Origin of the sequence: Streptomyces sp. NPDC045431 (assembly GCF_040646655.1) — a bacterium.
Lineage (GTDB): Bacteria > Actinomycetota > Actinomycetes > Streptomycetales > Streptomycetaceae > Streptomyces.
On sequence record NZ_JBEZAQ010000015.1, the window covers coordinates 126,369 to 144,876 of the forward strand.

Genomic DNA, 18,508 nt, shown 5'->3' on the forward strand with positions numbered 1-18,508 from the left:
TGCCCTCTATGTCTGCCGGATCCGCCCTCACCCCGCAACCGGAAGCACCCACCCTCCACACGACTTGAACGCGTTCAATGAAGCCTCTAGGCTCAGCCCGAGAGTTGAACATGTTCAACCGAGGGGAAGGGGGTGGGTGCGTTGTCCGTGCTCGTCGGGCTGATCGTGGCGCTCGGCATGCTGGTGATCGTCCCGGCGGGTCTGCGCCTGATCGATCCGGAGGACGGCGGGGGGACGGCGGCCGTCCGGACGGTCTGGCCACTGTTCGCGCTGCCGGGAGCGGCGTCCCTGTGGTTGCCGCGCGGCATCGCCGCCACCGCGCTCGCCTGCTGCTACGCGGTCGGCACCGCGCTCCTGGCACTGCACGCGCCGGGCCGCCTGGTCCGTACGTCCGCGTCGGCACCGCCGGTCCGGATCGCCGTGGCGACCGCGCTCGTGAGCCCGTCGGTCGCCGCGGTGGCGCTGGTCGCGGAGCGCCTCGGGCACCCGCTGTTCGGCTTCGACCTGGAGATCCTGGCGCTGACCGTGCCGCACTTCCACTTCGCCGGTTTCGCCGCCGCCCTGGTGGCCGGTCTCGTCTGCCGGGCCACGGACCGGCCCGCCGGGCGCTTCGCCGCGCTGAGCGTGCCGCTCGGCACCCTGCTGGTGCTGCTCGGCTACTTCCTGGACGACTGGGCCGAACTGGCCGGGGCACTCGTGCTCACCGCCGGCATGTGGGCCGTCGCCCTGCTCACCTGGCAGGATGTCCGGAGCGACGGGCCCGACCGGCTCACGAGAGCGCTGCTCGCCGTCTCCGCCGCCGTCCTCGTGGCGACCATGCTGCTGGCGCTCAGCTGGGCACTCGGGGAGGCCACCGGACTCCCCCACCCGAGCCTGACCTGGATGGCCGCCACCCACGGCCTCGGCAACGCCCTCGGCTTCGCCCTCTGCTCGGTACTCGCCTGGCGACGCCTCGCCCGCACCACATCCCCCGCCCGCGCCACATGCCTCAAGGAGCCCGTGGCATGACCCGCCTCATCCGCAGCCTCGCCACCGCCGGTCCGCCCCCGCTCAGCTACCCCGAGGTCGGCGCCACCCGCACGCGCCCGCTCCCCGCCGGCTACCACCACCTGCGTGTGGAGGTCCCGATCGGCAGCGGCAGGGACGTCTTCCGCACGGCAGGCGCGGCCGTCACCACCTGGCGCGTGCATCGCGCCTCGGGCGCCCGGATCCGCGCCGAGTCGCCGCGCGCGGAGCCCGGCGCCGGCGTCGAGGTCTCCCTGGGCCTGGGCCCGCTGCGCCTCACCGCGCCCTGCGAGGTGGTGTGGACGGTGTACGAGGACGACCGCGCGGGCTTCGCGTACGGCACCCGACAGGGCCACCCGGAGCGCGGCGAGGAGTCGTTCGTCGTGGATCTGCGCGCGGACGGGTCGGTGTGGTTCACGGTCACGGCCTTCAGCCGGCCCGCCCGCTGGTACACGCGCGCGGGCGGACCGCTCGTCCCCGTGGTGCAGCGCTGGTACGCGCGGCGACTCGGCCGGACGCTGCGAAAGATCGCGGCGGGATGATCCACGGCCGATACTGGAACCGATGGAGTGGTTCTGGTTCACCTCGTCCGACTACTGGCTGAGCAGACTGGTCTTCCAGCGGGCGCTCGCCGGGATCTACCTGGTCGCCTTCCTCTGCGCCGCGCTCCAGTTCCGCGCGCTGATCGGCGAGCGGGGCATGCTGCCCGTCCCCGCCTACCTGCGGCGCGTGCCGCCGCGCCGCGCGCCGAGCGTCTTCCACTGGCACTACTCGGACCGGTTCTTCGCCCTCTGCGCCTGGAGCGGCGCGGCGCTCGCCGCCGCGCTGATCGCGGGGGCGGGCGACGCGGTGCCGCTCGCGGTGGCGATGCTGATGTGGGCGGTGCTGTGGGCGCTGTACCTGTCCATCGTCAACGTCGGACAGACCTGGTACGGCTTCGGCTGGGAATCGCTCCTCCTGGAGACCGGCTTTCTGGCGATCTTCCTCGGCAACGAACGCACCGCGCCGCCCGTGCTGATCCTGTTCCTGCTGCGCTGGCTGCTGTTCCGGGTGGAGTTCGGGGCCGGGCTGATCAAACTGCGCGGCGACCCCTGCTGGCGGGACCTGACCTGCCTGTACTACCACCACGAGACGCAGCCGATGCCCGGGCCGCTGAGCTGGTTCTTCCACCGTCTCCCGAGGCCCCTGCACCGGGTGGAGGTCGCGGCCAACCACGTGACGCAACTGGTCGTCCCGGTGCTGCTCTTCACGCCGCAGCCGGTGGCGAGCGTGGCGGCGGGCATGGTCATCGCCACACAGCTGTGGCTGGTGCTCTCCGGCAACTTCTCCTGGCTGAACTGGATCACGATCGTGCTCGCCGCCTCCGCCGTGGACGGCTCGCTCGTCGCCGACCCGCCCGCGCTGCCCGCTCCCCCGCTCTGGTACGGAATCCTCGTCCTCGCCGTCACCGCCTTGGTGCTCTTCCTCAGCCGGCGCCCGGTACGCAACCTGCTCTCCCGCCACCAGGCGATGAACATGTCCTTCGACCCGCTGCACCTGGTCAACACCTATGGCGCGTTCGGCACGGTCGGCCGCGTACGCCACGAGATCGTCATCGAGGGGACGGACGAGCCGGTCCTCCACGCGGGGACGGTGTGGCGGGAGTACGAGTTCAAGGGCAAGCCCGGCGACGTCCGCCGGCTGCCGCGCCAGTTCGCCCCGTACCACCTGCGGCTGGACTGGATGATGTGGTTCGCGGCGCTGTCCCCCGCGTACGCCCACTCCTGGTTCGGCGGGCTGGTGGAGCGGCTGCTCGACGGGGACCGGGACACGCTCCGGCTGCTGCGGCGCAACCCCTTCCCGGACGCGCCGCCGGTGGTCGTCCGCGCGCGGCTCTACCGGTACCGGTTCACGACCTGGCGCGAACTGCGCGCCTCGGGCGCCTGGTGGCACCGGACGTACGTCCGCGAGTTCATGCCGCCGACGCGGCTCGCCGGTGCGGACGAACGGGAGCGGTGACGACACGCGCGTGCCCTCCGGCAGAAGACGGAGGGCACGTGGGCGAAGCGTGTGAATCGCAATCCGGCTCAGTCGATGCCGGGCAGGATGTGCGGCTCGGCGAGGTCGTCCTCGTATCCGGCCAGGCGGATGGGGGCCGAACGGGCCCACACTTCGAGGCTGCCGAGCGTGTCCGATGGACCGGACCCGTCGCCGTCTCTCGCCGAACGCTCTTCCTGCTTCGTCAGTTCTGGTGTCACCGCGCACTCCTTCGTGTCGCGAACCTATGAGGACATAGCTGCCGATCGGTCGCGGTGGCGCCGGTACTGGGGCGGGACCGCAGCCTTGGTGGCAGGCCTTGTCCCCGGGTCGGCCTGAAGGGGGTTTCGTGGATCCCTGTCGGCCGACCGTCGCTCCAGGTTAACCAAATGAGCACGCTTGCGCTCGATGGAACGCGTCACATAGGCAGGTTCCGGACACTCCGCAAGCATCCGGTCACCGGACGGCGCTCACCAGTTGGCGGGCGCGTAGTCCTTGAGGAAGCAGCCGTACAGGTCCTCGCCCGCCTCGCCGCGCACGATCGGGTCGTAGACCCGGGCCGCGCCGTCGATCAGGTCGAGCGGGGCGTGGAAGCCCGCCTCGGCGAGCCGGACCTTGTCCGGGTGCGGCCGCTCGTCGGTGATCCAGCCGGTGTCGACGGCGGTCATCAGGATGCGGTCGGACTCGAACATCTCCTGGGCGCTGGTGCGCGTGAGCATGTTCAGGGCGGCCTTGGCCATGTTGGTGTGCGGGTGCCCGGCGCCCTTGTAGCCGCGGCTGAAGACGCCCTCCATCGCGGAGACGTTCACCACGTACGTACGCCGGGCCGGGGAGGCCGCCATCGCCGAGCGCAGCCGGCTGATCAGGATGAAGGGCGCGGTGGAGTTGCACAGCTGCACTTCGAGGAGCTCGACCGGGTCGACCTCGGAAACCGTCTGGATCCAGCTGTTGGTGTCCGCCAGGTCGGGTACCAGGCCGCCCGCGTCGATCGCGGTGCCCGCGGCGATCCGCTCCAGCGACGCGGAGCCGCTGACAAGAGCGAGCTCTGCCACCTCCTGGGCGGACAGCCCGCTGCCGTTGCGCGACGACGGCAGGGCCGCCATCGTCTCCACGGCGCCGCTGCCGAAGGTGCCGATGATCTCGGCGGGCGGCAGCTCACCGGCCGGCAGCGGCGCGGACTCGGCGGCGACGAGCTCGCGGTAGGCGCCCGGCGAGCGGCGCACGGTCTGCGCGGCGTTGTTGATCAGGATGTCCAGCGGGCCCTCGGCGGCGACCGAGTCGGCGAGCGCGACGACCTGGGCCGGGTCGCGCAGGTCGATGCCGACGATCTTCAGTCGGCCGATCCACTCGTCGCTGTCCGGCATCGCCTTGAAGCGGCGGATGGCGTCCTTGGGGAAGCGGGTGGTGATGGTGGTGTTGGCACCGTCACGCAGCAGCCGCAGCGCGATGTACATGCCGATCTTGGCGCGGCCGCCGGTGAGCAGCGCGCGGCGGCCGGTCAGGTCGGTACGGGCGTCGCGGCGGGCCCGGTTCTCGGCGGCGCACTTCGGGCACAGCTGGTGGTAGAACGCGTCGACCTCGACGTACCGGGTCTTGCAGATGTAGCAGGAGCGGGGGCGCTGGAGGATGCCCGCGATCTCGCCGCTGACCGAGGAGGAGGGCAGCAGGCCCTGCGTCTCGTCGTCGATGCGCTCGGCGGAGCCGGTGGCGGTGGCCTCGGTGACCGCCTTGTCGTGGGCGGTCTTGGCGGCCCGGCGCTCCTGGCGGCGGCGCTGCTTCACGGTGCGGTAGATACCGGCCGTGGCGCGGCGGACGGCGATCGCGTCCGGGTGGTCGACCTCCAGCTTGTCGAGCTCCTCGAGGACGCTCAGGCAGACGGCCAGACGCTCGGGGTCGATGCCCGGCCCGTACGCCTGGTTCTCTTCAGTCACCGTCATGGCCTCTTCGGTTCCTCGATCACTCGTCTGGCACGTTTCAAAAGCCGAACTTTACGTCAGCGCGGGGCCTCGCCGCCAAACGGCCCTCTCGTACTCCCGTACTCCATCGGGAGTACGACCGATGGAGTGCTCAGGGACGACGACGGGAACGATCTCGGGCGCCATCGTGAGGGCATGAGCCTCCTCGCCCTGTCGGTGCTGTTGTCGCTGGTCTCCGCGGTCGCCTACGCGGCCGGGGCGGTCACGCAGGAGCGCGTCGCGGCGCGCCCGGGTGCGCCGACGCGCTCCGCCGCCTGGTGGGCGGCGGTGCTGCTGAACGGTCTCGGCGCGCTGCTGCACGTCGTGGCGCTGGCGTACGGGCCGCTGAGCCTGGTGCAACCGCTGGGCGCGCTGACAATCGTGTTCGCGCTGCCCCTGGCCGCGCTCTTCACCCGGCGGCGGGCGGGGGCGGCCGCTTGGCGCGGCGTGGTCATGGCGACGGCGGGGCTGGCCGGGCTGCTCGCGCTGACGGGGCAGGCGGGGGCGCCGTCGGTGGACGGCGGGGCCCGGCTGCTGCTGGCGGGGCTCGGCGCGGGGACGATGGCCGTGCTGTACGCGGCGGCGCGGGGCCTGGCCCGGCGGCCGGGGGCGCGCGGCGTGCTGCTGGGCGCCGGGGCGGGCGTGGCGTTCGGGACCGCGTCGGTGTTCACGAAGGCCGTCGCGGCCGGCTTCGTCTCGGTCGGCTCCGTCGCGCGCGACCCGCTGGGCCAGTGGCCGAGCCTGTTGGCCGTCGCCGTGTTCGCGACGGCCGGGCTGGCACTGTCGCAGGCGTCGTACCGGGGCGCGGGGCTGACGGCGCCCCTGGCGACGGTCACCGTGGTCAATCCGGTGGTGGCCGCCGCCGTGGGGCTCACGCTGTTCGGCGAGGAGTTCCGGTACGGCGTGCCGGGAACGGTGCTGGCGCTGGGCTGCGGTGTGGTGGCGGCGGGCGGCCTCGTCCTGCTGAGCACGGTTCCCGGCGGGGGGTCAGAGCCGTACGCCACCCGACCTGAGGTACGCGAGGGGGTCGATGTCGGAGCCGTACCCCGGCCCCGTCCGCACCTCGAAGTGGAGGTGCGGTCCGGTGCTGTTGCCGGTCGATCCTGAACGGGCGATCCGCTGGCCGCTGTTGACGCGCTGCCCTTCGCGGACGGTGAGCGCGGACAGGTGGGCGTACTGGCTGTACCTGCCGTCGTCGTGCCGGATGACGACCTCGTAGCCGTACGCGCCGCCCCAGCCGGCGGACACCACGCGCCCGGGCGCAACCGCCTTGACGGCGGTGCCGGTGGGGACGGGGAAGTCGATGCCCGTGTGGTAGCCGCTGGACCAGGAGGAGCCCGCCTTGCGGTACGCGGTACCGGGGTTGGCCTCGACGGGGGCGCTGAAGCCCACGCTCCGGGGCTTCGTGGCGGAGGCGGGTTTGGCGGCCGGCTTGGCCGCGGGTTTGGCGGCCGGCTTCTTCGCGGCCGGGGGCTTGGGTGCGGGCTGCGGCGCGGGCCTCGTGGCGGGCTTCTTCGCCGCCGGTTTCGACGGGGCCGGCGGCTTCGCGGACGGGGTGGCCGGCGGCTTCGCCGGCGCCGTACGCAGCGTCAGTTTCTGGCCCGGCATGATGAGGTCCGGATCGCCGCCGATGACCGCGCGGTTGGCGGCGTACAGGCCCCGCCACCCGCCCTTGACCTTCCGCTCCTCGGCGATGCCGGAGAGCGAGTCGCCGCGCGCCACCGTGTAACTCTCGCGCTGCCCGGGCACGGTGGTGGGCGTCGCGGGGGCGGAGCGTGGTCTGGCGGGCGGCGTGGCGCGGCTCGTGGCGGGTGCCGCGGCCTTCGCCTGCGGCGCGATGTCCGGCGCTTCGCCGCCCCGGGTGAGGCCCGCCTTCACCGAGCAGGTGGGCCAGGCGCGCGGGCCCTGCCCCTTGAGCACCTTCTCGGCGACGGCGATCTGCTGGTCCTTGGTGGCGAGGTCGGCGCGCGGGGCGTAGCGCGTGCCGCCGTACGCCTCCCAGGTGGACTGGGTGAACTGCAGCCCGCCGTAATAGCCGTTGCCAGTGTTGATCTTCCAGTTGTTGGTGGACTCGCAGGCCGCGACCTTCTCCCACACGTCCACGGACGCCGCGTGCGCCGCGCCCGCCCCGAGGAGCGGGAGCGCCATTCCGGCACCGCCCGCGGCGACGGTGAGCGACGCCTGGTTGATCCGGCTCGGCTGGTACCGGCGGTGTCGTCCGCGTACGGCCATGGTCCCCATTCCCCCCTTGCCTTGCACACAGCGGCAGGCGCCCAAGCTATGGGCAGCGACGGGCGGTGACAAGGGGGCATGCGGGGCACGGCGGGGCGCTCAAAAACCCGTTCGTGCCGAACGGTTCGGCCCGGCTCAGGGCTAGCCCTGATGTGCCCCGGGGCGCGGAGCCCTAGATTCGGTGTCGCGGGTCGGCGGGCACCGCGAAGTCGCGACTCCTGGACGGGGGAAGGGTGTTGCGGCCGGGTGCCCGCCGATGACCGCGCTGATGACCACGAACTGGGGGAAGCTCCACATGAACAGGACCAGGAAGCTCGTGCGCAGCGCCACCGTGGGGATCGCGTCCATCGGCCTGGCCGCGGTGACGCTGTCGGGCGCCACGACCGCCAGCGCCGGCAGCAACGGCAACAAGCTCAAGGTGCACACCACCTATGCCGACCAGATCCAGCTCGAGGGGTACAACCAGCACGGCGACAAGGTCACCACGCGCTGGATCGCCACCCCGGATGCCTGGACCTGGGTCCATGGCTGGTGGTGGAAGGGCAACGTGAAGGTCAAGGGCACCGGCATTTACAAGGGCAAGAAGGTGTCCAAGACCGTCACCTGCTTCGTCCCCGGCGAGGCGGCCGACGACTGGATCAACTGCCGCGCGCTGTGATGCGCCTCTGACGCTCCTGTGTGCGCCCGGGGACCGTACGTGAGGGGACAGGGGGCCACGTACGGCGGCGGGGGACGCGGCCGGACGGCGTGGCGCGGGTTTGGGGGCCCACGCCCGTCACACCGGCCGGCCGCGTCCGCGACGTCCGTGGGGCCGCGGCACACGCCGCCGCACACCGCTTCGTCAGGCCTGGAGGTACGCCAGGACGGCCCGGACCCGCCGGTGCTCGCTCGGGTCGGGTTCGAGGTGGAGCTTGGTGAAGATGCTGCGGACGTGGGTCTCCAGCGTCTTGGCGGCGATGTGCAGGCAGGCGCTGATGCCCTCGTTGGAGCGCCCCTCGGCCATCAGGGCCAGGACCTCGCGCTCGCGGGGAGTCAGCGTGTCCAGCAGACAGGCCGGCCCGGGGCGGCGCATCAGCCGTGCCACGACCTCCGGATCGAGGACGCACTCGCCGCAGGCCACCCTCTTCAGTGCGTCGAAGAGCTCCTGCGCGTCCGTGACGCGTTCCTTCAGCAGATAGCCCACGCCCTGTCCGTCGCGGGTGAGCTCCTCCAGCACGCTGCCCGTCTCGACGTACTGGGACAGCAGCAACACCCCGGTGCCGGGCCGGCGCAGGCGGATGGCCCGCGCGGCCCGCAGGCCCTCGTGGGTGTGGGTCGGCGGCATCCGGATGTCGAGGACCACCACGTCGGGCCCGGTCCCGTCCACGAGCTCCACGAGCCCTTCGGCGTCACCGCGCTGCGCGACCACGGTGATGCCGCAGTCCTCCATCAGGCGGACCAGGCCCTGCCGCAGCAGAGCGGAGTCCTCGGCGAGAATCACGCGCACGGCAGCTCCGCCTCGATCCGCGTGCCGTCACCGGTCGGGGAGCTCACCCGCAGGCTGCCGCCGACGGCGGCCACCCGGTCCGCCAGCCCGCGCAGGCCGCGGCCCTCCGGATCGGCCCCGCCGACGCCGTCGTCCACCACCTCGACCACCACCCACAACCCTTCCCTGCGCACGGTGACCGTCACCGCCCGCGCCCCCGAGTGCTTGCCCGCATTGGACAGGGCCTCGCTGACCACGTAGTACGCCGTGGCCTCCACCAGCTCCGGCAGCCGGACCGGATCGGCCATCACCACCACCGGTACCGGCGACTCGTCGGCCAGCCCGGTCAGTGCCGCACGCAGCCCTTCGCGCGCGAGTACGGCCGGGTGCAGCCCCCGGGCCAGCTCCCGCAGCTCCGTCAGTGCCGTGCGCAGCGTCTGCTCGGTCTCGTCGACCGCGGCGCGCAACTGCGGGTCGCGGCCCCACTGGGTGCCGATCCGGCGGAGCCCCATGAGTGCGAACACGAGCCGGCCCTGCGCTCCGTCGTGCAGGTTCCGCTCCAGGCGCCGCCGCTCCTGCTCCTCCGCGGACAGCAGGCGCAACTGCAGCTCCCGCGCCCGCTCGGCGTTCCGTGCGGCCCGTTCGGCGAGCTGCATGGTGCGCAGGCACAGCCCCACGGACGCGGAGACCGCTTCGAGCAGCTCCGGTTCCTGCGCGAGCGCCCGGTCGTGCACCAGCACGGCCGGCGGCGTACAGCCGGGTCCGAGCGGTGTCACGGCGGCACCGGCGCCCGGGCGGCCCCGCGACGCCGGCCCGCCGATCGCGCGCCCTTCGGGGTCGGTGTACAGGCCGGACACGGTGGCGTGCGGGATCCCGAGCCGCAGCGTCGGGTCTCCCAGGACCTCACGCAGCGCCGTCTGCAGCTGGGACGGCGTCGGGTCGGGCCCGGCGGCGATGACCAGGTTCCCGACGTCGGCGCGTCGCAGGCGTATCCGGAACAGTCCCACCAGGAAGGCCGCGGGGAGCGCGACCTGTGCCAGGTCCGACAGCACCAGGGGCAGCAGTTCGCCGCCGCGCAGCAGCCCGGGGTGGAGGACGTACACCACCTCCCAGCCGACGAAGGCGACCGTGAGCGCCAGCGGCACGGCGACCGGCACCAGGACGCGGCGGTACGCGGGGCTGCCCGCCAGCCACCGGCTCACCATGAGCACCGCCACCCACAGCGTGAGCGCGGCCCCCACCCACCGGTAGGCGAGGTCGACACCGGCGAACACGGCGGGATCGCGCACGAGGAGCAGCGCGTTGCCGCGGCAGTCGTCGCAGAGGAGGTACGAGCTGCCCGGGTCGGCCGCCGGGTCGTAGCTCAGGGCCCGCACGAGTCCGCCCACCGCCACCAGCGTGTACGCGGAGCCCACCGTGATCCGGGCCCGGCGCGGCGCCACCCGCCCCTCGGGGAAGGCCAGCAGCAGGTGGGCCAGTACGGCGAGGTTCAGCGCCTCCCACCAGGCCCCCATGCCGACCAGCAGCGGCTGGTCGAAGCCCTGCAGGTTCCCGATGAACCAGGTGAGCCCCTCGGCGAGCATCAGCCGCCCGGTGCCGTTGGCGGGCCGCCGCCAGAGCGCGATGAGGCCCGCGGTCGCGTAGGTGAGGCCCGTCAGCACGTCGACGACCACCGCCGACGGCTCGGCGCCCGTACGCGCGTACCCGACGGTGCCGACGGTACCGGCGGCCACCGCGGCGACCGCCCATGCCATCAGCCGCCCGGCCTCGCGGCTCGCTCCAGGCCTGTGTTCCACCCCAGCGTCCCCCGCGTATTCCGACCGTGCTCGCGCCGGCCGCCATTGTGTCATCGTCGGCGGTGGTCGCCGCGCGGGGAGGGACGGCTACACGGCACCGAGGAAGCCGGGGTCGGCCCCGTCGAGCTGCCGGCAGGAGGCGCGGCTCGCACCGAGGAGCTCGGCCATCGGCACCGCGCGCCGGCCGGCGGCCGACAGGTCACGCCGGGCCTCGGCCGTCCACAGGGGCGGGAAGAAGGACAGCCCCTGCCCGGCGGTCAGCGCGCGCACCTCGTCGCGCCAGTCCGGCCGGCGCAGTGTCCCGTAGAACTCCTCGAGCGCACCGGAGAGGATCCACGACAGCCATGCCCCGTGTCCGGCGCCGAGTGCCTCCCAGCGGAGGGAGTCGGGCGCGAAGTACACCACCTCGCCGGGCGCCCCGGGCCGTCCGGCCTCCTCGGGCGCGGCGCCGTTGACGGCGAAGACGCCGCCGAGGACGTCGTGCGCGATGACCAGCCCCGCCTCGGCCTGCCAGTCGGCGTCGAACGCCGCGGGGAAGCCGTTGGCCCGGGCCAGGGCCGGCAGGCCCTGGGGGTTCGCGGGCGCGGGGCTTCCGTAGACGCGCAGCCAGCCGTGGTCGAGCACCAGGCCGCCGCAGTGCAGGACGAGGCGCCCAGGTAGGACCTGGCCGTGATCTGCAGCTGCAGGAGCGCGGTGCGTCCCGCCCGGCCATCGGCGGGCACGGCTTCGACCGGCACCCGGCTGGAGGCCAGCTCCTGCCGGATCTCGGGCCAGGCGGGGTCGTCGACGCCGATCACCTCGGGCAGCTCACGCACCGCCGCATCCTCGCACGGCCGCCGGTCAGCTCATCGGGCCGGGCTCCGGTTCCGGCCCCGGCACGGGATCGGGTCCGGGCGGCTTCGGCACCGGATCCGGCGCCGGCCCGGGCGGCGGCGGCCCCGGATGCGGCGGAGCCGGTACGGGACCGGGCGCGGGGCCCGGCTCGGGCCCCGTCGGCCCGGGCTGGGGCACGGGCGTCGGCGGCACCGGGTCGGGCGGCACCGGGCTCGGCGGCGTCGGCGACGGGGGTACGGGGTCGGGGGTCGGCGGATTGGTCATGGCGTCCATCCCCTCGGTGATCGAGCGGACCCGATCAAGCGGGCCCGTTCCAGCCTCTCGCGCTGCGCGTTCCCCGGCGCGCCCGGATCACTCATCAGGGTGGCGACCGCCGCCGCGCGCCCCGCCGGGTCCGGCCGCTCAGCCCCGCGCGGCGGGAACGGCGTGCGGGCTGCGCGCGGTGTCGCTGCCGGGCACGGGTGCGGAGGCGTCGGAGCCGAGCTCCACGATCCGGTTCGCGGCGTCGACGTGCACCACCCGCGGCACGAGCGAGCGGGCCTCTGCGTCGTCGACCTGGGCGTAGCTGATCAGAATGACCAGGTCCCCGGGGTGCACGAGATGCGCCGCAGCCCCGTTGATCCCGATGACCCCGGAGCCGCGCTCGCCCTCGATGACGTACGTCTCCAGGCGCGCGCCGTTGTCGATGTCGACGATGTGCACGAGCTCGCCGGGGAGAAGGTCGGCGGCCTCCATGAGGTCGGCGTCGACGGTGACCGATCCCACGTAGTGCAGGTCGGCCTGGGTGACGGTGGCGCGGTGGATCTTGGACTTGAACAAAGTACGCAGCACTTTGGACTCCCTGAGGACGGCTCCCTGCCTGCTTTCTGCAGGTCAAGGGCGATATCACTCTACAACTGGGACGCGCCTGACTCGAAGATTGTGAGGAACATCGCTTCACTTCGGTGAGCCGGCTCACTGCCTGGGCTTCCGTGCGAACCAGGCTGTTGTGGCTCTTCGAATACGCCCCTACCCGAACACTCTTCGCGGAACGCGCCAGGACCGATGCTGACGAAACGCTGACTTACCTGACGGCATATCAGGAGCCTGAGGGCATAGGGCGGGTCACTGCCCAAAGGGGCCGCGCCCATGAACGCCGTGCGGCCACGAGCGAGTCGGGCGCCGCTTCCGTCTCCGTACCGAACTCTGAGCCCCTTCTACCCCATCGGCGCCGTCAAGGACTCCGTCGCCATCACGCCCGGCCACGAGGTGGCCGGCGTCGTCCACACCGTCGGCCCCGAGGTGAAGGGCGACTGGACCCCCGGCCGGCGGGTCGTGCTCCAGGCCGGGCAGGCGTGCGGCGACTGCGCTGACTGCTTGCGCCACATGCTCTGCCGCCAACCCCTGGCCGGGGAGTGGACTACGACGGGGGCTGGGCCCAGTACGCCCTCGCCCGGGAGGACACCCTGCTCCCCATCCCAGACCACCTGCCGTTCGACCAGGCCGCGATCACCCCCGACGCCGTCTCCACCCCGTACGCCGCGATCGTGGACACCGGCGCGGTCCGCCCCGCGCAGGCCGTCGCTTCGGCGCCGACCACGCGCTCGACCCTATGGCCGGAGACTTCGCCGAGGCGGTGCGCGAGGCCACGGCGGGCCGGGGCATCGACGTCGCCTTCGAGTTCGCCGGCGTCGGAGCGGCCCGCGCCCAGGCCACCACCGTGCTCGGTCCGAACGGCGTCCTGGTGCTCGCTGGCCTCACCCCGGAGCCGGTCACCGTCGCCAACAGCATCGACTTCTGCTTCAACGTCCGGCAGATCCGCGGACACTACGGCTCCGAGCCGGAGCACGTGGAACAGCTCGTCGGACTGGCCGCCGCCGGGCGCATCGACCTCGGCCCCTCCGTCAGCGCTCACATCTCGCTGGCCGAAGCCGCAGACGCCGTCGCCCGACTGGAGAAGAAGATCGGAGACCCGATCCGCCGCGTGCTCACCCCCTAAGTAGGAGGGGCGGTGGCCGACTCATCCCGCACGGCGCGTGCGATCCGGTCACCGCCCCCCACCGTCCGAGGACCAACGGCACCTGTCAGGCAGCACCCTGCCCACTGTCGAGCACCGTGACCATGCCGGCCACGATCACCGTGTTGAAGTTGAAGACGAACGCGATGATCGCGTTGGCCGCCACCGTCCGGCACATCTCCCGCGACATCACCGTGACGTCCGTCGTACCGAACGTCGTCATGACGGACAGGGCGAAGTACACGTAGTCGGCCCAAGCCGCTGTCTCCCCACCCGGGAAGTCCAGCGCCGCCTCGTCCTCCACGAGGTTGTCGGCATGGAACGCGACCACGAAAGCGACCGGGACGCAGATCCAGGCGACAACGACGAGACGAGCGCCATCAGGACCCGCACCGTCGCCGGGAAAGCGGAACCCAGATGCCCGGGACGCCAGACCGCCGACGCGATGAGGACCGACATCCCGGGCCCCGGTGAAGTCGAGGCGCAGCTGGCGTCCAGCCGGCCGTATGACTCGCAGGTGCAGCGGGGGCTGGATATGCCGGCAGCTCTACTGAGGCTTCCGACGGCGCCCGCTATGGGCGCGTATCGGTCCGCCACGGACACGCCCTCGTGCGGAGCCGCACTTCCAGGGTGCGCCGCGCTTTGTCAAATCCCCCTGGTGTCAGGGGAGGTGTCGTCTAGCGTCTGGTCTGTCGCGAAGGGATGGAGGCAGTGCTTGATGAGCGGGAGCGGCGGGAAACGGAGCCGTCTTTCATCCAAGGCGGTTCTCGCCGTGTGGGTGCGCAGTGGAGGCAGGTGCATGCTGTGCAACGCGTACCTGCTGGAGGGGGTGATGTCTGGACGGACGCTTCCTTTGGGGGAGGTCGCGCACATCGTCGGGCAGAGCACTGATCCGCGCTCGCCGCGCGGCGGGGATCTGTTGGAGAAGGCGCTGCGGGATGAGGCAGACAACCTGATGCTGCTGTGTGCCCAGCAACATATGGAGATCGATGCGAAGGCCACGCTGGACGTCTTCACTGTCGAGTGGCTGCGCCGTGTGAAGCAGGAGCATGAGGACCGTGTCAGGCACCTGACCGCGCTGGGGCCGGAGAGGGCCACCACGGTGGTGCGGATGGTGGGGTCGGTGCACGGAAATGCGGTCGAGCTGTCGCGGGAGACCGCTGCGGACGCTGTGACGGCAGGCCGCCGATTCCCTTTGTACCTGGAGTCCTACACCCGGCACGGTGTGGAGATAGATCTGCGGCACACTCCCGGCGAGCAGGCAGCCGCTGCCTGGGACGCGGAATCTGCCGCCGAGGCCAGCCGTCACTACTATCGGCAGGCGACCAAGGTCATCGATGACGTGGTCCGCAACCGGCTGCGACCAGGGATAGAGCGGGAATCCGTGCAGCACGTGAGCGTGTTCGGATTCGCGCGTCTGCCATTGCTGGTCTATCTCGGGTCGCTCTTGGACGACACCGTGCCGACGGACATCTACCAACGTCACCGGCACGAGCAGTCCTGGGTGTGGCCTGCCGAGAGCGGCCCGGTCACCGAGTTCGCCGCGCATCCGGTTCAGGCCGGGGCGGACGGGGACGAGGCTGTCGTCATGGTGAACATCTCCGGCATCATCGCCCCTTCTGAGGTTCCGCGGGAGCTTTCGGCGCTGCGCCGCTACGAGGTCAGCCCGGTGGGCACGCATGCTGGTCCGGACGTACTGCGGTGCCGGGCGTCACTGCGACAGCTGGAGGAAACGCTACGGACGCTTCTCGCGCGGCTGGAAAGGGAGGCTAAGTCGCTGCGCCGCCTGCATGTCCTGCCTGCCGTTCCCCTCTCCGCGGCTATCGCCCTGGGCCGTGCTCACCATCCGCAGGTGCACCCGCAGCTCGTGATCTACGAGCGCTTGGCGGGCAGCTACGTGCCCACCTTGGAGGTGGGGCAGGTTCCCGGCTGACCTGCGCACGGCGGCCCGCCGTGCGGCGCCGTGGATCGCCTTCTCATCAGGGCTTGGAGGTGTGTAGCCGCGGCCAGGTATGCCGAGTTCTGCCGGAGCGGCGCTGGGGGTGCGGGTCTTGCCGACGCCCGGCAGCCTCAAGGGGCTGGCGGCCCTGCCGGGGATGCAGGGCCGCAGGTCCAGAGACGCGGGGAGTGCTCCCTACTCGCTGTGAGGGATGAAGCGGTGTGCCGGGGCTGTCCCGGTGTGGGGCTGGGCGCACAGGTGGGTCCCGGATACAGGGTGGCGCATCTGGATGCCCAGCAGGGTGACCAGGGTGGCGGTGGTTGCCATCAGGTCGGCGGCGGAGCCGTGGAATGTGGGAGTGGAGCAGCCTCTTGTGGGGCGCAGTTCGTCGTCCGGGGAGGGTTCGGCCCACAGTGCGTGGTACGCCTCAAGGTTCGGGGCGTTAAGGACGTGGCCGCCAGCGGTGTGATCGATGCTGGACAGGGGGGTGTGGGTGCCGGGGGCGGCGATGGTGAGGATTCCCAGGCTGGCGGTGAGGCTGTCCGTGGCGAGCTGGGCCAGGACGGCTTTGCGGTGGGGCTGCTGGGCAAGGAGGTCGAGGAAGCGTCCGGCGGTGATGCTGACGGTGGCGTCGATGATGAGGTCGGCTTGGTCCGCGGCGGTCAGGAGGGCGGGGTCGGGGGGCGGGATGGCGATGTCGATGCGGATGTCGTCACGGATGGTCCGCAGGTGGGAGGCCAGTGCTGCCGCCTTGGTCATGCCGATGTGGTGTTCGGTGTAGTTCTGCCGCACCAGCAGGCCGCCGGTGACACGGCCGGGGTCGCTGAGGGTGAGATGTGAGGCGCCGGCCCGGGCCACCATCTCGGCTGCCCAGGAGCCGATGCCGCCGCAGCCCCAGATGTGGATGTGACAGTCCTGGAAGGCGCGGACGGGGCGGAGGGTGTCACGGCGGGTGGTGACTTCGGCGCGTTCGTCGGAGAGGTAACACCATGCGATGGGGGCGTGGGCCAGGTCCTCGGGCAGGCTGCCCAGGCGGCTGGGGGTCGCGCGGCGTGCGAGGCGGCGCAGCGTGTCGCCGGCCTGGGGCGGCAGGCGGCCGGCGAGGAGGAAGGGGGACACTGCGGGTGTGGCGGGGTGTCGGACGGCCAGGACGAAGTACTGGGCGGTGCCTTCGGGGTTACGCAGGGCGCTGGCGGCGAGTGCGGTCAGCAGCGCCGGGGATGGGGCGTCGGCCGGTTGCGGGGTGTGGGCAGTGGCAGAGTGGGTGAGGGTGAGGAGTTCGGCAAAAGTGCTGCCCGCGCCCAGGGGCAGCGCGTCCGCTGGCAGGATCGGGGTGCGGTGGCTGTGGGAGTCTGCGGGGGCGCTGGTCAGGTCGAGCCGGTCGGTGGTGCGCTGGGTGAGCCATGCCGTGGCCGACCGGTGGGAGACAGGTTCTCGTACGACGACGGTGGGAGTGCCCGGGGTGTGGTGCAGGACCCCGCCTACGGGGTGGTAGAGCGCCGTGGCGGGATCGAACCTGCCGGCTGCGGCGTCGGTGAGCCACTGCCACAGGCGGTTGATGACGGGGGCGATTCCGGCAGCGGGGTCCCATTCGCGGGCCGGGTCGAGGTAGAGGCACAGTCGATCACCCTGCAGGACGTGCGGGGTGCCGGCGAACCGAATGTGGGGGGTGCGCACCTGGGGCGGCATCATCGGGGTGGCGGGCAGAGTGAGGAGGAAGTCCTCACTCTCCTTGAGCTGCAGTCCTCCTGGAGCATGTGGCATGCCGCCGGTGCAGACACTGATGGGGATGGTGACCAGGCCGTCAGTGTCGGTACGGGGGCGGCCGGTGATGCGCAGGTCCGGCTCGTGCGCGGCTGCCAGCGCTGTGAGCTCCTCCAGGAGGCGACGCTGGGAGAGGCTGGGGCGGGCTGCGGGCGACTTGTGCTTGGTCATCCGGCACGTCCGGTGCGGGAGGTCGTGGTGATGAGCAGTGGGGTGGCGAATTTGGCCACCGTGGGGGTGAGGGAGGCGGCGGCACGCGGCTGGCCGGGGAAGGCGTCGCCGAACAGCTTGCGCCACAGCCGCACGCTGCGGTCGTAGTCCGGCTCGTCGTAGGCTTCGCGGATCTCGCGGGCGTGGGCGTGGATGCGGGCCCGGAAGTAGCTGTAAGTCGTCTGGTCCCAGCGGTGGTCGAAGGTGACGCCCGATCCGGAAGGGTCGGCGATGGAGGGCTTGTAGGGGCGCTCCTGCAGCCATCGGTCGAGGTCCTCGACGATGGCGAGCAAGGTGGTGGGCACGTCGCTGTAGCAGCCGGGGTCCATGAGCTTCTTGATCTCCTCGACGCGTTCGCCGAGCAGGGTGGTGAGGATGATGGAGCGGGTGCCGGTGAAGGAGCCGCGGTGGTTGCGCAGGTACTTCATCAGGCGGATGACCTTGCGCAGGTTGTTGTTGGCGATGCCGTCCTTCTTCTGCATCCAGGCGGTAAACCCGGCCGGGTTGGTCTGCTCCCAGGTGTTGGCGTCGCGGTTGACGATCACCTCGCGGCCGTCGGCCAGCTGAAGGTAGGGGACGATGTCGACGTGCATGGAGTTGGCGTAGCTGAGCTGCACGCAGCGGCACTTGCGGGTGTGAGGCATGGCGCCGTAGATGCTGTGACGGTGGAGCGCGGCGTAGACCTTGTCGATGTAGGTCTTGGGGCTGTCGGCCCACTCGGTGTTCTCGGTGAGGTGGAGCATGAAGTCGGCGTCGAACTCGCTGTCGCCGACGGGGTTGATGATGGTGCGCTGCGCCCAGGAGCCCTGAGGCTTCTTGCCGCGGATGAACGAGCCGAGTTCGGGGTCGGCCTTGAGGGCCTTGTAGATGGCCTCGACGCGTACGTCGAGGAGGGTGAGCTTGGCCTGGCTGAGGTTCACGGTGTTCTTGAGGAAGGTGTCGAAGTTCTTGCGGCATTGCATGGCGAGGGTTCCTTTCTGCGGCGAGCCGGCTGAGGACTCAGGGTGACGAAATGGGTGTGGGGCATGCCTACGGGAGACGTGACGGCATAGGGCATGGAGAGACCGCGAAGGCATGTGGGCTTGCCCGCGAGGGGGCGCAGGGGTGCGGACATGGGTGTGCTTGCGCGAGGGGCCTGGTGTGGGCTCGCGGAGGGGGCCGGCCATGGCACTGGGCAGAGGGTTGGCCGATGCACAGCATCAGCGGATGGCCTTGGGTGACGGCTGGCCATCGAGGGGAGCCGGTGTGGTCCGGTCGACGATGCCGGCCATCACGGCCAGGCACGCGTACGCGGTA

Annotated in this window: 15 protein-coding genes and 3 pseudogenes; 8 read left to right on the top strand and 10 right to left on the bottom strand. The window is 71.9% G+C overall.

Going from position 1 to position 18,508, the window contains the following annotated elements:
- Positions 1–141: 141 nt before the first annotated feature.
- Genes AB0A69_RS25970 through AB0A69_RS25980 form a run of 3 tightly spaced genes read left to right on the top strand, consistent with a single transcriptional unit; the run spans position 142 to position 3,003 of the window.
- The gene (locus tag AB0A69_RS25970; protein ID WP_361426856.1) at positions 142–1,008 is read left to right on the top strand and encodes a YndJ family protein; all 867 of its coding nucleotides are present in this window, start codon (positions 142–144) and stop codon (positions 1,006–1,008) included.
- Positions 1,005–1,547 (top strand): DUF1990 domain-containing protein, encoded by a 543-nt coding sequence (locus AB0A69_RS25975; protein ID WP_361426664.1) that lies wholly within the window; start codon positions 1,005–1,007, stop codon positions 1,545–1,547. The genes AB0A69_RS25970 and AB0A69_RS25975 overlap by 4 nt, the downstream gene beginning before the upstream one ends.
- Positions 1,548–1,569: 22 nt before the next feature.
- Positions 1,570–3,003, top strand: coding sequence for a lipase maturation factor family protein (locus AB0A69_RS25980; RefSeq protein WP_361426667.1), 1,434 nt, complete (start codon positions 1,570–1,572; stop codon positions 3,001–3,003).
- Positions 3,004–3,071: 68 nt separating this feature from the next.
- On the opposite strand, the gene AB0A69_RS25985 is transcribed toward AB0A69_RS25980, so the two are convergent.
- Both AB0A69_RS25985 and AB0A69_RS25990 read right to left on the bottom strand, forming a co-directional pair.
- Positions 3,072–3,242, bottom strand: a complete 171-nt coding sequence (locus AB0A69_RS25985) for a hypothetical protein (RefSeq protein ID WP_361426670.1) — start codon at positions 3,240–3,242, stop codon at positions 3,072–3,074.
- Between the two features lie 249 nt (positions 3,243–3,491).
- Positions 3,492–4,958 carry an SDR family NAD(P)-dependent oxidoreductase gene (locus tag AB0A69_RS25990; RefSeq protein ID WP_361426673.1) on the bottom strand — a complete coding sequence of 489 codons (1,467 nt, stop codon included), beginning with the start codon at positions 4,956–4,958 and terminating at the stop codon, positions 3,492–3,494.
- Positions 4,959–5,132: 174 nt separating this feature from the next.
- On the opposite strand from AB0A69_RS25990, the gene AB0A69_RS25995 reads away from it, so the two are divergent.
- Positions 5,133–6,083 (top strand): DMT family transporter, encoded by a 951-nt coding sequence (locus tag AB0A69_RS25995; protein WP_361426676.1) that lies wholly within the window; start codon positions 5,133–5,135, stop codon positions 6,081–6,083.
- Here AB0A69_RS25995 and AB0A69_RS26000 read toward each other — a convergent pair.
- The gene (locus AB0A69_RS26000; RefSeq protein ID WP_361426679.1) at positions 5,964–7,208 is read right to left on the bottom strand and encodes a transglycosylase family protein; all 1,245 of its coding nucleotides are present in this window, start codon (positions 7,206–7,208) and stop codon (positions 5,964–5,966) included. The two genes, AB0A69_RS25995 and AB0A69_RS26000, sit on opposite strands and share 120 nt — an antisense overlap.
- 295 nt (positions 7,209–7,503) lie before the next feature.
- Between AB0A69_RS26000 and AB0A69_RS26005 the strand changes: the two genes are divergently transcribed.
- Entirely contained in the window at positions 7,504–7,866 is a 363-nt protein-coding gene (locus AB0A69_RS26005; protein ID WP_361426682.1) for a hypothetical protein, read from the top strand.
- Between the two features lie 183 nt (positions 7,867–8,049).
- On the opposite strand, the gene AB0A69_RS26010 is transcribed toward AB0A69_RS26005, so the two are convergent.
- From AB0A69_RS26010 to panD, 4 genes and pseudogenes are all read right to left on the bottom strand, one after another.
- The gene (locus AB0A69_RS26010; RefSeq protein WP_361426859.1) at positions 8,050–8,688 is read right to left on the bottom strand and encodes a response regulator transcription factor; all 639 of its coding nucleotides are present in this window, start codon (positions 8,686–8,688) and stop codon (positions 8,050–8,052) included.
- The gene (locus AB0A69_RS26015) at positions 8,685–10,469 is read right to left on the bottom strand and encodes a histidine kinase (RefSeq protein WP_361426685.1); all 1,785 of its coding nucleotides are present in this window, start codon (positions 10,467–10,469) and stop codon (positions 8,685–8,687) included. The genes AB0A69_RS26010 and AB0A69_RS26015 overlap by 4 nt, the downstream gene beginning before the upstream one ends.
- A gap of 87 nt (positions 10,470–10,556) precedes the next feature.
- Positions 10,557–11,284: pseudogene (locus AB0A69_RS26020) on the bottom strand (DUF2625 domain-containing protein).
- Positions 11,285–11,705: 421 nt separating this feature from the next.
- A complete protein-coding gene (panD, locus tag AB0A69_RS26025) occupies positions 11,706–12,134 on the bottom strand; it encodes an aspartate 1-decarboxylase (RefSeq protein ID WP_361426688.1) in 429 nt (142 codons plus the stop codon).
- A 297-nt stretch (positions 12,135–12,431) separates the two neighbouring features.
- On the opposite strand from panD, the pseudogene AB0A69_RS26030 reads away from it, so the two are divergent.
- Together AB0A69_RS26030 and AB0A69_RS26035 are read left to right on the top strand one after the other, a co-directional pair.
- Positions 12,432–12,611 (top strand): annotated as a pseudogene (locus AB0A69_RS26030) (hypothetical protein); the annotation flags it as partial.
- A 283-nt stretch (positions 12,612–12,894) separates the two neighbouring features.
- Positions 12,895–13,281 (top strand): zinc-binding dehydrogenase, encoded by a 387-nt coding sequence (locus AB0A69_RS26035; protein WP_361426691.1) that lies wholly within the window; start codon positions 12,895–12,897, stop codon positions 13,279–13,281.
- 85 nt (positions 13,282–13,366) lie between these two features.
- On the opposite strand, the pseudogene AB0A69_RS26040 reads toward AB0A69_RS26035, so the two are convergent.
- Positions 13,367–13,776, bottom strand: a pseudogene (locus AB0A69_RS26040) (DUF1345 domain-containing protein); the annotation flags it as partial.
- Positions 13,777–14,098: 322 nt separating this feature from the next.
- Here AB0A69_RS26040 and AB0A69_RS26045 point away from each other — a divergent pair.
- The gene (locus tag AB0A69_RS26045) at positions 14,099–15,232 is read left to right on the top strand and encodes an SAVED domain-containing protein (RefSeq protein ID WP_361426694.1); all 1,134 of its coding nucleotides are present in this window, start codon (positions 14,099–14,101) and stop codon (positions 15,230–15,232) included.
- A 201-nt stretch (positions 15,233–15,433) separates the two neighbouring features.
- Here the strand turns inward: AB0A69_RS26045 and AB0A69_RS26050 are convergent, their stop codons facing one another.
- A complete protein-coding gene (locus tag AB0A69_RS26050) occupies positions 15,434–17,173 on the bottom strand; it encodes a ThiF family adenylyltransferase (RefSeq protein WP_361426698.1) in 1,740 nt (579 codons plus the stop codon).
- Complete coding sequence (locus tag AB0A69_RS26055) at positions 17,170–18,174, bottom strand: cyclic GMP-AMP synthase DncV-like nucleotidyltransferase (RefSeq protein WP_361426701.1); 1,005 nt, start codon at positions 18,172–18,174, stop codon at positions 17,170–17,172. The genes AB0A69_RS26050 and AB0A69_RS26055 overlap by 4 nt, the downstream gene beginning before the upstream one ends.
- Between the last annotated feature and the right edge of the window lie 334 nt (positions 18,175–18,508).

What these genes read in the sequence shown, in the direction of transcription:
- AB0A69_RS25995 (WP_361426676.1), top strand. Translation starts at nt 5,133, where the DNA reads ATGAGCCTCCTCGCCCTGTCGGTGCTGTTGTCGCTGGTCTCCGCGGTC.
- AB0A69_RS25975 (WP_361426664.1), top strand. Translation starts at nt 1,005, where the DNA reads ATGACCCGCCTCATCCGCAGCCTCGCCACCGCCGGTCCGCCCCCGCTC.
- AB0A69_RS26005 (WP_361426682.1), top strand. Translation starts at nt 7,504, where the DNA reads ATGAACAGGACCAGGAAGCTCGTGCGCAGCGCCACCGTGGGGATCGCG.
- AB0A69_RS25980 (WP_361426667.1), top strand. Translation starts at nt 1,570, where the DNA reads ATGGAGTGGTTCTGGTTCACCTCGTCCGACTACTGGCTGAGCAGACTG.
- AB0A69_RS26035 (WP_361426691.1), top strand. Translation starts at nt 12,895, where the DNA reads ATGGCCGGAGACTTCGCCGAGGCGGTGCGCGAGGCCACGGCGGGCCGG.
- AB0A69_RS25990 (WP_361426673.1), bottom strand. Translation starts at nt 4,958, where the DNA reads ATGACGGTGACTGAAGAGAACCAGGCGTACGGGCCGGGCATCGACCCC.
- AB0A69_RS26055 (WP_361426701.1), bottom strand. Translation starts at nt 18,174, where the DNA reads ATGCAATGCCGCAAGAACTTCGACACCTTCCTCAAGAACACCGTGAAC.
- AB0A69_RS26045 (WP_361426694.1), top strand. Translation starts at nt 14,099, where the DNA reads ATGCTGTGCAACGCGTACCTGCTGGAGGGGGTGATGTCTGGACGGACG.
- AB0A69_RS26000 (WP_361426679.1), bottom strand. Translation starts at nt 7,208, where the DNA reads ATGGCCGTACGCGGACGACACCGCCGGTACCAGCCGAGCCGGATCAAC.
- AB0A69_RS26050 (WP_361426698.1), bottom strand. Translation starts at nt 17,173, where the DNA reads ATGACCAAGCACAAGTCGCCCGCAGCCCGCCCCAGCCTCTCCCAGCGT.